This is a genomic window from Corynebacterium sp. HMSC06C06 (genome assembly GCF_001807295.1).
Lineage (GTDB): Bacteria > Actinomycetota > Actinomycetes > Mycobacteriales > Mycobacteriaceae > Corynebacterium > Corynebacterium striatum.
This window is the reverse complement of record NZ_KV788510.1, coordinates 1-13,419: the sequence shown is the minus strand read 5'-3', so window position 1 is coordinate 13,419 and position 13,419 is coordinate 1. Positions and strand designations below refer to the sequence as shown.

At 55.6% G+C, this 13,419-nt stretch carries 9 protein-coding genes; 4 read left to right on the top strand and 5 right to left on the bottom strand.

What is annotated here, in order from left to right:
• Window positions 1-15: 15 nt before the first annotated feature.
• From HMPREF3153_RS09885 to HMPREF3153_RS09865, 5 genes are all read right to left on the bottom strand, one after another.
• On the bottom strand, window positions 16-642 hold the full coding sequence (locus HMPREF3153_RS09885) for a DUF6668 family protein (RefSeq protein WP_070420728.1): 627 nt from the start codon (window positions 640-642) through the stop codon (window positions 16-18).
• On the bottom strand, window positions 642-2,903 hold the full coding sequence (locus HMPREF3153_RS09880; RefSeq protein ID WP_070420727.1) for a cutinase family protein: 2,262 nt from the start codon (window positions 2,901-2,903) through the stop codon (window positions 642-644). Before HMPREF3153_RS09880 ends, HMPREF3153_RS09885 begins: the two co-directional genes overlap by 1 nt.
• 4 nt (window positions 2,904-2,907) lie before the next feature.
• Entirely contained in the window at window positions 2,908-3,738 is an 831-nt protein-coding gene (locus HMPREF3153_RS09875) for a DUF8176 domain-containing protein (protein WP_070420726.1), read from the bottom strand.
• Between the two features lie 37 nt (window positions 3,739-3,775).
• A complete protein-coding gene (locus tag HMPREF3153_RS09870; protein WP_070420725.1) occupies window positions 3,776-4,918 on the bottom strand; it encodes a hypothetical protein in 1,143 nt (380 codons plus the stop codon).
• Between the two features lie 384 nt (window positions 4,919-5,302).
• Window positions 5,303-5,518, bottom strand: a complete 216-nt coding sequence (locus HMPREF3153_RS09865) for a helix-turn-helix domain-containing protein (protein WP_168161727.1) — start codon at window positions 5,516-5,518, stop codon at window positions 5,303-5,305.
• 192 nt (window positions 5,519-5,710) lie between these two features.
• Here HMPREF3153_RS09865 and HMPREF3153_RS12770 point away from each other — a divergent pair, with 192 nt between their 5' ends.
• The 4 genes from HMPREF3153_RS12770 to HMPREF3153_RS09850 all read left to right on the top strand — a co-directional run bounded on the left by HMPREF3153_RS12770 (window position 5,711) and on the right by HMPREF3153_RS09850 (window position 13,328).
• Window positions 5,711-5,881 (top strand): hypothetical protein, encoded by a 171-nt coding sequence (locus tag HMPREF3153_RS12770; RefSeq protein ID WP_168161726.1) that lies wholly within the window; start codon window positions 5,711-5,713, stop codon window positions 5,879-5,881.
• A 94-nt stretch (window positions 5,882-5,975) separates the two neighbouring features.
• Window positions 5,976-6,527: a hypothetical protein gene (locus HMPREF3153_RS13060; RefSeq protein ID WP_070420723.1), complete on the top strand. Its 552-nt coding sequence runs from the start codon at window positions 5,976-5,978 to the stop codon at window positions 6,525-6,527.
• Window positions 6,528-6,910: 383 nt separating this feature from the next.
• Window positions 6,911-12,019 (top strand): DEAD/DEAH box helicase family protein, encoded by a 5,109-nt coding sequence (locus HMPREF3153_RS13240; RefSeq protein WP_371440910.1) that lies wholly within the window; start codon window positions 6,911-6,913, stop codon window positions 12,017-12,019.
• 358 nt (window positions 12,020-12,377) lie between these two features.
• On the top strand, window positions 12,378-13,328 hold the full coding sequence (locus HMPREF3153_RS09850; RefSeq protein WP_070420721.1) for a replication protein RepA: 951 nt from the start codon (window positions 12,378-12,380) through the stop codon (window positions 13,326-13,328).
• Window positions 13,329-13,419 lie beyond the last annotated feature (91 nt).

Here is a 13,419-nt window from a genome sequence, read left to right as displayed (position 1 = left end):
GTCTTTTCCTTTCCATTAGAGGTGTTTGTTGGCTTCGCGGGCGCGGTCTACGAGGTCTTCACCGATGTCTCGCACCGATTTGTGAACGAGGTTGGGGGACGGTTTTTTCTTTTGCCAGAACTTGGTGGGTTCTTCCTCCTCGGGTTCATCGTCAAGTGGCGACCACTGGGGCAGGTCACTGACGGTTGACTCGCGCCAATCGTCGAAGTAGTCCACGCGCCAGATAGTCGGGACAGTCTTTTCCAGCACAGTGATTCGTTGTTCTAGGCTGCGTGGTAGCTTTCCGGGAGCGTCAGCAACCAAGATGATTCCCAAGACGCGGCACCCTCCGGTCTTATTGGACTGATCCTGTAATGCCAGGTCGTGTGCTGCCTCTAGTCCTGCACGGGTGGTGCGCGCGACAATGACGCACCACGGGTATTTGTCGTGGACTGGCCACTGCTGGCCGGCATCGCCGAATGGGGCGAGCGCGTGCGCTAGGTACGTTGCTCCTGCACCGCCGTGGGCAGCAACGAGCCAGATAAGCGGATCCATCTCGCCTTCGGGAGCAAGCCGGGTATCTGCCAGTTCGTTGCCTAGCCCGGTAAGGGCCACACGCTTGAGTGGTTTCGGCTGTGCTACTGCCGTGTCTTGGGAGGTCATTAGCCCATCAGCTCCTTTTTGAAGTTGGTGACTTGGTCGAGAGCTTCCTTGGCTTCGTCTGCGCTGTAGGTGGAGTTATCAAGCCCTGCGTCCTGCACAGCGTCTGGACGTACTTCGTCTCCTGCTACATCGCGGCTAGAAGCAACAGCCCAATCCACGGTGGCATCGATAGCACTACGCCCGTCTGCGGTTGCTGGCCTAGAACCGTAGGAATTATGAGCGCTTCCGTGTCCTGCGGCTTGCACGGCTGTTTCGGCAAGCCCGTCACCGGTAATGCCCAGCACATCAATTTCCTTAAAGACCTCATCGGCCATGCCGGTAACCGTTTCTGGGGTTAGCACTTCTAGTGCAGCTTCAGCCAGCTTGGACGCTGCTACCGCAAGCCCTGCCTTGGGATTGGTGATTCCAGCTGAAGCCACCTGTGCCAGGTTCTCGACAGTAATGGCCTTTTTGGCAATGGTGATTCCCTTGCCCAGTGCCATACCGCCGAGCTTGCTTACCGCAGCAACAGCGGATTTGCCCAGATCGCCGATTAGTTCGCCGCCTACAGGACCGCGAGCCTCTTCCATGGACTTACTGCGTGCTCCATCGCGGGAGATCGTCGAGATAAGGTCTGCATTTCCTGATTGTCCAGCAGAAGCAGTCTCACTAGCGCTAGCGCTTGTCGACGACTCTGTTTCTTCCGCCGTAGACGCAGGCGTCGACGTCTGCGAAGAGGTCTCGGCCTGTGCCGAAGTAGACGGGGCAACGCTCGTGGTTTCACTTACGCTAGAAGAACTATTGTCCGTCGAGGGCGAAGCGGCTAGACCGGGCACTTCGTTATCGCTGACAGATTCAACTTTGAAGCCGCCGTCTCCGAAGTCGATTCCATCGTCTTTCACATCATCAAGACCGCCTAGCTGAACAGCCGGGCCAAGAGTATCGCTTACAGCTTTGAGGGATTCTTCTGGGTCATGCAGGTCGAGGCGTTCTGCGGTGCCAACTACTAGGTCAGAAAGTCGACCGGAGATAGGCAAGTCGCAGACTAGATCACCTTCCGAGCACCACGAGGCGGTGCGATCGGCGAGTTCACCGAAGTCCTTCCCGCCAGTCTTGTCCAAGCCCATGCCTGCACCATCAAGTTTGTCTTGCTCTGGGGAGTTGAACTCACCTACCTGCTTGGTGTGTCCACCGTCAGTGCCAGGTACTGCTGCTGGGGTGGACTCTCCGCCCTGCATGACCTGTACTCCCTTATCGCGGGTGGGGTCAGAAAAGAGGGCAACGCCTGCTACTTTATCGGCTGGAAAGTCCGACTCGCCGGAGCCAATTTCGCGTGCGACAGTAGACGCTACCTGCGCACCTTGAGAATGACCGGCAAGAAAGACCTTAGTGTTAGGGCACTTGGCAGCTACCTCGTTGAGCACCTTGGCGGTGTTTTCCGCACCTTTTTCCATCGACTCGGTGTAGGCGACTGGCGCAGACGGTTTCAACCCCGGAACGAATGCACCGCCTGCTGCAGCAGGGTACGTCACGTACGTACGTGCAATGCGCGTGCCGTCCTTTTCTACTGCGTCCTTTTCCTCAGTCTGCCACTCGTCTGTGTTGTTTTCTGGAGCGTCCTCCCACAGGGAGTCAGACGAATTTTCGTCCTCGGAGCCAGTGGTAGAGTCCTTGTCTCCACTTCCCCACTGGTCGTTAGAATCCGACGACTTGTCGCTAGACTTGTCGGAATTTCCCCACAAGTCCGAATTGTCGCTTTTATCTTCTGCAGGCTCTTGGGAGTCTCCGCCGCCCCACAAGTCATTAGAGTCTGACGAATTGTCCTTAGACTTGTCGGAATCTCCCCACAAGTCGTTGGAATCGCCAGACTTATCGCCTGTGGTTTTATCGCTATCTCCCCACAGATCCTTAGAGTCTGCGGCAATCAGCTGGGCATTGTCCTTAGTAACCGCCTCAGCAGTTGCCTTTGTCGAAGAATCTGACGAGTCTTCGGCGTCTTCTAGGCTAATTCCGCCCGACAAGTCTTTAGGAGTGCTTGGGTTGGCTTCTCGCATGGCGGGGCCAGCGATTTTCGAGCCGAAACCATGATCATGAGTAGAGTCCTCCTGCGCGGAGGTATCGAAAGTGCCATTGACAAGCACAAGCTGTATGTCAGCACATTTATCATCGGAGACATCTTTGTTCTCAGTCTCCTGAGCTACTGCCGTAGGCACTGACAGGCCGAACATGGCCACTATGGACGCGGTGGCAGCGTAAGAAAAAGCGTGTTTCAGCGGAGTCACCGTTTTAGTCCTCTCGTCCAATGGAGTCCACAGCCCACGAGCCGTTGGCCTCCTTTGCGGTTACTTTTTGCTTATACAAGGTGGGCTTTTCTTCCTTGGGCTTCTTGACCTCTAGCTCTACAGAGGTCGTATCCCCCTCGGACGGCTGCATAGTCAGACACCAGGTCGTGCCTTTAGGAGCAGCCTTGGGCAGAATCTTCATCCACTCCTGCTTTTGCATATCGCTGTCCTTGGTCAACGACGCCTTGACACCGTTGGCGTCAGCGTCAAAATAAGCCTTTTCAAACTTCGCGATTGCTGCGCGCGGGGAGTCTTCGGCCGACACGTCCACATCATTGTTCCCGCTACAGCGGGTTCCGACTTCCGCAATCTCAGAGGAGGTATCAGACACTGGTTGTGGGCCTTGTTGGTCAGCCTCTTCTGCTACCGGCGAGGACTGCTGTGAGTGCTCTTGCGAGGCAGTGTCCTCAGAAGAATCACCCATCTGGGAAAGGAAAGTGAAAGCACCAACTCCTACAAGGGCCAACACACCTACACCAAGCGCGATAGGCAAGGCTACGCCGCGACTTTTCTTATCCTTAGCTGGCTTCTTCTCGCTCTTGTCTACAGAATCAGGGCGAGAAACCGCAGGTTCTTCTTTAGCTGCGGGCTTAGCTTTTGCTTTAGGCTTAGGTTTTTCTTCTACAACCGGTGCTGTTTCCTCCGGCGTCTTTTCAGTCTGCGTATCGTCTACGCGACTTTCTTCCTCTTCCTTGGTGCTATCAAGGGCACGAAGGTCAGGTTTCGCGGAGTTTTGTTTGTCGTGATTATCGAGTGCGTCAAGCCAATCATCCATGGGTATTCCTCATTTCTCGGCTTAGGCCGCAAGCAGGTTAGACAGTCTTGTGGTCGATAGTGACGTCCGCCGAAACAGCCCCCAGCTCGGCTTGCTGCTCGGTGGGCAGATTCTCTACCTCGTCAATTACTGCATTGTGCAGGTTATTGAGGTTTTCCTGCCCGTATTCTGGCAGCGTCTTAGCAGCGTTTTGACCGACCTGCTGCACCCAAGCGACTTCCTTGGCCGGCAAGGCAATGGTGCTCTCGCCCGCCGCTGTAGAGATAGTGACGTCACCGTCAAACGGCTGGGCCTGCCCCTGTGCCGTCACCGCGATTCCTGGAGCCGACACAGTGGCCGTAGCGCCTTCTACCTCGTTGGTTTCTACCGGCGCTGTTGGCTGCTGCTCTGGCTGGGCTGTCACTGGCTGCTGTGCAGTTTCCTCACCAGCAGGTGCCGATTCTTCCACGGCAGGTTGTACAGGTTCTGCAGGCTGGGCAGTCTCTACTTCCTCTGGCTGTGGGTTGGTGTTGGCGACTACTTCCTCAGCTGGAGCCTCATGCTGCGGGGCGTTTTCTACATCGTCAGAAACAGGCTCTGGGGTGTAGGCAGGCTCAGTTTCCACTTCGGACTCTTGGGAGTCAGTGGTGTGCACAGCAGGCTCATAGGTGGGCTGCTGGGTATTGTCTACCGGCTCGCTCGGGGTCTCGGGCTGGACTGCTGGCTGCTCGGAGACGATTTCATCGCTCCACTGTGGGGTGGTGGAATTGTTGGTGTTATCTCCGTTGTCAGATTCCACCGGCTTCGGTGCAGGAGTTTCAGTCTCTGTGCCTGGTTGAGCCTGCTGCGAGGTCTCTGCAGGGGTCTCCGTTCCCGGCTGCGCATTGTTTGCTGGCTGAGAAGGAATGTTGCCTTGATTAGGAAGTTCGGCGTTCACATCTGTGCCTGGCTGGGCCTCATTAGCAGCAGGTGCTGATTCTTCATTGCCACTCTCGTCGCTACCTGCGTTTTCGGAAGCCTCTGTGCCCGGCTGGGCTTGTCCTGCTTCATCAGCTGGAGCCTCATCGGCGTTAGTGTCCGTGCCCGGCTGGGCTTCAGATGCCTCTTCTGCCTGCGCGGAGGCAGCCCCCACCCCGGTTACAGCGCTGAGCGCGACCAGCGTGGCGGCACTGGTGGAAATAGCGGTGCGAATTTTGACCATTGGTCCCTCTCTACAATGTGGTTTTTATCTTCTCGTTCTGCGCCGTTTGCGCGTTCTGCGCTTATTGCGTCGCACCCCATTGTGTCCCAACCCCCGTGCTATTCCAACAGGAAATCCGTACTATTTTTGGCCTTTAACTTTCTCCAAGGTTGTAACATGCGTTTACTTTCCCAGCACATCAGGCATTTTGACGGCCTATTCCTTGGAATAACCTTTTTAAATTCACAGGAATAGCCGTGTTAAATCCACCCATAATGGGGTATTTTTCAACGTTGGTATTATTTGCTGATATGTCACATTGCCTGCGGTTTACATAGAAAAACACCCCAGAAAGTGCATTTCTGGGGTGTTTTACCTGCAATAACAGCGCTAGAGAGTACGCAATTACTGCTCCTGCGGGGGTATCCCATTAAGCAATGCCATTAGGGACGATTTGGGGATTCGGTACTGGCCACTAGGCAGGCGTACGACGCCGTCAATTTTTCCTGAAGCGGCCCAGGCCTGCACCGAACGTCGCGAGACATTGGGGAGCAACTCGGCAGCCTCACCCGAGGTCAGCCACACTTCCCCATCGTCTTGCCCTGTGTCTCCTGCAGTCATGTCGGTCATATTACATCCACTCCGGTTAGCGTCAATCACACGCTTAGCACACTCTGCGCATTCTGCGCCTATTGCGCCTTTTGCGTTATTTGTCTATTCTCGTTTCTACCTCGGGCCATAAAGCTGGCTTGATCGAGGTTGTTTCTACCCATTTTTATCTAGGTAACACTCAGCCCTACTAGGAGGGCTTTTATGGATACCAAAGTCACTTTCCGTATCGACGAACGGCTCAAAGAAGAGCTGCAACATATGGCTATCTGTCAGCATACAACGATGAATGCCCTGATCGTTCAGTCCGTTTCTGAATGTCTTGCCAGATACCTTGGAGAACGCTGTCTGATTCAAAAAGGTCTAGCGCACTAGGTTTTTGGGCCCATAAAATGCGGGGTCATGGCGAGGAAGAAGAAAGAAGACCCCAATCAGATCTCCCTTTTCGACCTCTTAGGAGAAAGCACCAATGATTTACAAGGCGACAATTCAGCAAGCCTACAAGGACGCAGGACGCGAACTGAGCGAGCCAGCACTGACCGAGACGTACGAGGCAATGATGAGTCAGTGGGAACAGGCCTCCGCAAGGAATCTGCAGATACTCACCGACCGGTGGAAGCAGAAGACGGGCAAGCAGACAGTCGACGCACTAACGCGGGGCCAGCTTCTCAACCTGGCCGACCAGCAGGCGAGCGAGGAAGTCAGCAGCGAGTGGCTCGACCCGCTTACCCAGGAGATCATCGAGGACAATCTTCTCCACGACGAGATGAACCCGCCGAGTCTGCAGGTGCTTACGTCCCCGAATCTGTGGATGACGCAGTGGAACCTTCTTCCCGACAACGACGCACTCAACGAACTAGCAGCGAGCCTGTGGCCGGAGAAGAGCTCGAAGTGGCTGCTGGTGGCAACAGCACTACTGCAAGTCAGCGACCATCAGAACAAGGAGTACCCGACCGAGCAGGACTCGACGCTTCTTCCCGCCTTCGAGGCGAAGGTCAATCACGCAATGACGCTCAACTAGATCCGGTTTGGACAAATATCGCCGCAATTGAGGCGGCTATTGCCTACCGCGACGGTGACAGTCTTGACGATAGCCAGCGCCAAGCGCTGGAACAATACCGCTCTTGGGGCGCTTTCTCCCAGGTCTTCGATGAACACAACGAGCGCTACGCCCCCGCCCGCCAGCGCCTTCGCGAGCTACTAAGCGACGAGGAATACACGGCAGCTAGGCGCACAATTCTTACCGCCTACTACACTCCCCCAAGCCTTACTTCTACTATCTGGGACAGCCTTCGCACCGCAGGATATACCGAAGGCAAAGTGCTTGAACCCGGCGTAGGAGCAGGTGGATTTATTGACGCAGCACCCGAAGGTGCAGACGTTGTAGGCATTGAGCGCGACCCTATGAGCGCGCTTATCGCTAATGCTCGCTACCCCGAGTCGCAGATTCGCCGCGAAGACTTCGCGGATACCTCAATTGCCGATAACTCCTTTGTCGCCACCATCGGCAATGTTCCTTTCTCCCAGACCGCACCTTACGACCCGCACCACAACCGCGCGGGCCTATCCACGCACAACTACTTCATTTCCAAGTCCATCGACTTGACCGCCCCAGGCGGCTATGTTGCTGTTCTAACCTCCCAGCACTCTGCCGATTCGGCTGGGCGCGGGTCTACCAGCGTGCAGCAAGCACTTACTGACCGCGCCGATTTCATCACTGGCGTGCGCCTGCCCGGCGGCTCAAACGGCGCTTTTGCCGATTTTGCTGGCACCGAAGTAGGCACTGACGTTCTCGTCTTCCGTGTCCGCGACGAAAATCAGGAACCTAGTGCGCGCACCGAGGAATTCTGCCGGAAACAGTCCATTACGGTGGGCGAGACCACCCGCTCGATAAACAAGTTCTTCGCAGATAATCCAGACCACGTACTCGGCACGTGGAGGGAAGTCTCTTCCCAGTTCGGGCCAACCCTAGAGGTACGCAGCGACAATACGGACAACGTGGCAGACCAGCTGGGCGATATTTTACGCCGCGATATTTCTACTGCTGTCGCCAACGGCCAGGGGCTTACCGCTAGCCCAGAAACGATTAACCACGCCGAACAACTAGACGTCTCTGGCCTCATTGAGGCCCGCCGAGAACAGCTCCAAGACACTTTGGGCGCATTGCGCTATATCGACAATGACGACGGCAGCGTGCAATTCCAGCAGCTTAATCCCATCGGCAGCAGCGGCGAGTCCGCATGGGAAGACGTCAAATGCGCTAAGAAATACCAGCAGGAATGGAAATCCATTGTTGACCTGCGCAATACCACGGAAGCAGTCCTAGAAGCCTGCCGCGAGGGGCAAGAAGACGAGCTTCCCGCACTACGCGAGGTTCTTAACACCCAATACGACGCTTACGCCAGCACTTACGGCCCGCTTAATCGCTTTACTGTCCAAGCCGCCAAGGAAAAGACGCCGGAGCGTATCTCGGCTGACTTCGAGAAAAAGGTTGACTTATGGCGAAAGCACAACGCCGTCGATGATCGCCCCTTCGAGGGTGAACTGCCCGATGACGTCACCGCCCGGCTATGGGACGAAGCCAAGCAGCCCAGCACCCGCGAGCAGCGCAAGCAATTGCACCTTTCTGGCGCACTGCGCCGCGACCCGTATGTCACGGCTGTTCTAGCACTCGAAGACTTCAATGACGATACCCAGCAGGCCACCAAGGGCCCACTGTTTACTACTAACCCACTGCGCTCTATAGACACTCCCACCAGTGCCGATTCGGCCCAGGACGCGGTAGTTATCGCCCAAAACCATAACCTGCCGATGACTACTGCCACCTTTGCAGAGCTTTTGGGAAATACCGACGAAGACGCTCTAGCGCGCGAGCTGGCCGAAAATAAGGTGGCCTTTCGCCACCCGCACCGCCCTGACGAGTGGGTTCCAGCAACCAAGTACCTTTCTGGGTCTATCTACCCCAAGCTGGAAACTGCCCGCCAGGTCGCACAAGACGATCCGCGCTTTCTTCCCAATGTCACCGGCTTGGAAGAAGCCTTGCCGGACAAGGTCACCAGCGGAATCAAGATGAGTCTAGGTGCTACGTGGATACCCGATGATGTCTACCGCGATTTCATCATTGACACCTTGGATATTCCCGCCAGCCTGCACAATCGAGTCACAGTAAACAACCGCGCCGATGAATGGTTTGTCAGCACTCCAAAGGATTGGCACACGCGAGAAGAAGTCGATCTGAAATGGGGCGTGCGCGCGGCTAACGCAAATGGCCAATACAACTTCAATGACGAAGAGTTTAAGGATTTCAGCCACGCTGGTATCGCCCACTCTGGTGCCGACGCCACTGTCTACTCGGCAGCAAAGCTCATTGAAGACACCATGAACATGCGCCCGCCGCAGCTCAACATGTCCAAATACGCCAAGCTGGATAAAGGCTACGGAGAAAATGCGCTAGTCGTCCACCGCAAGGCTTCTGCCTTTGCCGGTTCCAAGGTAGAAGGACTAGAAAAGCACTTTTCCCGCTGGGTCACCCAAGACCCAGAACGCTACGAGCGCTTAGTTGACGTCTATAACCGCACTCTCAATGGCGTTGTCGCTCCCAGCTATGACGGTTCTCGCCGCGAGATTGCAGGCATTAGCGACCGCTACAAGCCCTACCCGTATCAGCTCAACGCAGTCGAGCGCATGCTCAACGAACCAGGTGTGCTGCTAAACCACGTTGTCGGTGCCGGAAAAACCGGCAGCATGCTCATGGGCGCTATGGAGCTAAAGCGCCTAGGCGTTGCCAAGCAGCCCTGGATGGTGGTTCCTAACCACCTCGTAGAGCAGGTCGGAATCGAGGCAAAGCAGTGGTTCCCCGGCGCAAATATGCTGGTAGAAACCCGCAGCGGCAGCAGCCGCAAAGACGACCGCCAGCGGCTTCTTGCCCAAGCCGCAGCCAATGACTGGGAGCTAGTCATTGTCTCGATGAGCTCGTTCGGCGAGATGAGCATGTCCGCAGACTACCTGCGCGACTACCGCGACAGCGTCTTAGATGAGTTCGAGCGCGACCTGCAGGAAATCCAAGACAACGAGGTAGACGAGCAAACCCGCCGCGATAACACGCGCCGCATCGAGCAAAAGCGCGACAAGTTCGAGCAGAGCATGAACCAAAAAATCGACAAGATTTCTCGCGGTGACACAATCCCTTGGGATCAAACGCGCGGCGACTACATCATTGTCGACGAGGCACACAACTATAAAAACCTCCGGCGCGTATCCAAGCTGGCCGACCTCGCCGAAGAAGGCTCCGACCGCGCTACTGACCTCGACGTAAAACTGCGCTACCTACGCGGCGAAAAAGGCAATGACCATCCTATTGCCACCTTTGCCACTGGTACGCCTATTGCCAATTCCATCGCCGAAATCTACACCATGCTCAACTACCTACGGCCCGATCTTCTCCACGAAGCAGGCATGCATGGCGTGAATTCTTGGGCGCAAAATTTCACCTCGAAGCGCAGCGAAATTGGCTTTACCGCTGGCAATAAAATCAAGCCACAAACCCGCATTGCCAGCTATGAAAACCTTGCAGAGCTGGCCCAAATGTGCGCGCCCATGGCCGACACCATCACCCGCGACGATATTCCGCGCAAGCTACCCAGCGTTAAAGGCGGCGAGACTACCGTCGTGGAATTCGACGTAGACCAAGAAACCAAGGACTTAATTCAAGATCTTTCCTGGCGCGAAGATAATCAGCCAGACAACCCCAAAATCGACAATGCCCTAAAGATTATGAGCGACGGCAAAAACGCCACGCTCTCGCCAGAATTGGCTAACCTTCCGCCCGCCCAAGGCGTCGGTCGAGTTCATGCCGTTGTCCAAAACGTCGTGCGCGAATGGCAGGACAATAAAGACAACGAGTACACCAACCAGCAGGGCAATATCTCGCCTAATCGCGGTGGTCTACAGCTCATTTTCTGCGATAAAGGAGTGCCCAAGCCTGACGGGTCATTCTCCATGTATGAGGCAATCCGCGACCAGCTTGTCGAAGCCGGCATGGATAAAGACCGCATTCGCTTTATCCACGACTGGGACAATAAACGCACCCAGCTTTTTGACGACTGCAATAACGGCAAAGTCGATGTTCTCATTGCCAATACGGCCAAGCTAGGAACCGGCGCAAATATCCAATCTCGCGGCGTTGCTATCCACCACGTAGACGTTCCCTGGCGTCCTGCCGATCTAGAGCAGCAAGACGGACGTTTCTTCCGCCAAGGCAACCAGAACGACGAAGTCGCCCGCTATACCTACGTTGGACGAGGCACCTACGACGGGCACTCTTGGGCCACTATCGAGCGCAAAGGCCGGTTTACCAACCAATTCTGGAATGCTGACCGCTCCATGCGCTCCATTGCCCCGCTCGAAGACAACGACCTAGAAGCCATGGCCCAAAACAAGGCTATTGCTACCGGAAACCCTGACTTCGTGCGCAAAGCAGAGCTCACCAAACAGGTAGAAAAGCTCGAAGCTGCCGCCGATGAGCACACAGCACTCGCCGAATCTAACGTTCTCACCCGCAGGAAAGCACAAGAAGACCTCGCCCGCGCCCAACGACGTCTAGACCGAACCGAAGGGCTAGTAGACCAAGCAGAACAATGGGTAGGCACCGATTCAAAGGAGCGCACGTGGAATATTAACCACGCCCAGCAAGACTCCCGCGAAGAAGCCACAAGCGCCCTTATTGACCGTCTCAAAGAGGTCAAAGACTCGCGCAGCACCGACTACCAGCCAGTAGGTACTATTGCTGGAATCTCGTTTTCTGCACGCTTCGACGCGATTAATGGCAGCGTTCAGGTTAAATCCGACTTCGGGCAAGTAGGCCGTGACGCCATTGAAAAATGGGTCATTGACCCCACCTACGCGCACTCGGGAATTACTCCCGAAGAAATCAAGAACAAACAAAGCGGCCTGCTCACCCAGCTAGAAAATACGGTGCGCTCAGCCCCCGACCGCGTCGACCAAACCCGCGCCGACATCAGCAACCATCAGCAAACAATCGACGACATTGACCAGCTCGGAGACCCAGAGTCCTTCCCCCAACAAGACCAGCTGGACTCGGCACGCAAAGAACTCAACACGGTCACTCAACGCCTGGCCGACTTCGACGCCTCCGACGCAGAAGTTCGCCGACGCCAAGAATATGCCAGCCGACTCGCCAGCAAAGGACGCAGCCCCGGCTACTCCCTAGAGCTCAACCCCACAGGGTTCATGCGCGATACGGGAATGGTCTGCCACCCAGACAGCAAACCTATCTCCCGCACGGCAGGAGATACCGCACTAATGGATCCCCCTGCCGACCCTGAGCTTCACCCCGGAGCACAGGCAAGCATGGATTTCCTCGAAGGACTCGACCTCGGAGGCGAAGCCAACAACCCCCACAGCAACGACCACACAGAGAACTCAGCCCAGACCCCAGACGAAGAAATAAACCTAGACGAAGAGCAAGAGGACGATAACGGTAATGAGCTGTAGCACACTTCATTGCGCAACATGTACAATAAACGCAGCACGCGCAATACGCGCAGACTCTCCAGCAGAAATCCAGCAATTAATACCATTGGTGTGATTTAATAAGCGGAGAAAATAAAAGTCGCGCTCCACACTCGTGGGGGCGCGCAGCGCGAGCGGCACACACCCTCGGTTCAAGTCCAGGGCGCGCACGTTCCTCAAAACATGAGGAAACCCCCGCATCATAGAGTTGGCGCTCTAGCGGGGGTTCAAACCAAAAATCGACACCACCGTGTCGGTTAAGACTTTACCACTTCCATACGGACAGTGAGCAAAGCACAACACGGGCGGTGTCGATAATCCGAAAGGAGACTAAGGCACCATGCAGACCCGAGATGAGCGCCGCGCCAAGCTCGAAGCAGTCAAAGAACTAGCCCGCCAGCAAGAACACGACGCTGCACAAGAACTTCTCCAAGCCCAAGACGTCGGCTACACATCCAAACTCTTCGTCCAAGCACTCTTCCCCTATCGCAACCCAGACAGCAACGAACGAAGAATAACTACTGCTGAAGGCACCATCAGCGTCTACTCACCCAACGGCCTGCCATACGGCAAGTACCCGCGCCTCATCATGGCCTACATCATCACCCGCGCCGTAGCTAATGCCGGACGCCTCAAAGAAGGAAAAATCACCCACGAAGAAGCCCGCCGCATTCCGCTAGGCCATTCCATGAGCCACTTCCTTCAAGCAATCGGCGTCACCGGACGCGGCACCGGAGGCGTGCATGGAAATCTCTCTAAAATCCGCGACCAGCTCCTACGCCTAGCTAGTTCAGCAATCACTGTCCAAAGCGACGACGGGGTTCACGCACGGGGTCGCAACACCCAAATTCTCGAAGACTGGAACCTCTGGTTCGACCCACGCGACCCCAACCAGGGAAGCTTCATGGAATCAGAACTTGTCCTCACTCCCCAGTTCTTCAAGCACATTGCCGAATCCCCCATTCCCATCGACCTCAATGTGCTGCGCGAGCTTAACAAACCGCGAGCGATGGACATTTACATCTGGCTTACCGTAAAGCAATACTGGTTAGCTAAAAACAACCGCGAATCCTACACCTTCACTTGGGACATGATCGCCGCCAGCTTCGCCACCAAGCAACTACACTCCAGCGACGCACGAAAAAACTTCCGCAAAGAGATCAAAAAAGCCATTCTTGAGCTCACTACCGCATGGCCCAACGCTGGCATTACAGCCAACGCGGACGGAGTAACGGTCACAAGGACTGCTCCATCAGTTCAGCAGAAACCGCCCCGTCCCGAACTCGACTGACCCAATCCCGACGAACCAGCGCCCTCCGGGGCGCTTTCTTTTTGTCTCAAAACAGCTTGCGCATATTTACCACCCCTCGTGCGCATATTTA

Coding starts and splice junctions, on each gene's coding strand:
- HMPREF3153_RS09885 (WP_070420728.1), bottom strand. CDS start 642: ATGACCTCCCAAGACACGGCAGTAGCACAGCCGAAACCACTCAAGCGT.
- HMPREF3153_RS09875 (WP_070420726.1), bottom strand. CDS start 3,738: ATGGATGATTGGCTTGACGCACTCGATAATCACGACAAACAAAACTCC.
- HMPREF3153_RS09870 (WP_070420725.1), bottom strand. CDS start 4,918: ATGGTCAAAATTCGCACCGCTATTTCCACCAGTGCCGCCACGCTGGTC.
- HMPREF3153_RS09865 (WP_168161727.1), bottom strand. CDS start 5,518: ATGACTGCAGGAGACACAGGGCAAGACGATGGGGAAGTGTGGCTGACC.
- HMPREF3153_RS12770 (WP_168161726.1), top strand. CDS start 5,711: ATGGATACCAAAGTCACTTTCCGTATCGACGAACGGCTCAAAGAAGAG.
- HMPREF3153_RS13060 (WP_070420723.1), top strand. CDS start 5,976: ATGATTTACAAGGCGACAATTCAGCAAGCCTACAAGGACGCAGGACGC.
- HMPREF3153_RS13240 (WP_371440910.1), top strand. CDS start 6,911: ATGAGCGCGCTTATCGCTAATGCTCGCTACCCCGAGTCGCAGATTCGC.
- HMPREF3153_RS09850 (WP_070420721.1), top strand. CDS start 12,378: ATGCAGACCCGAGATGAGCGCCGCGCCAAGCTCGAAGCAGTCAAAGAA.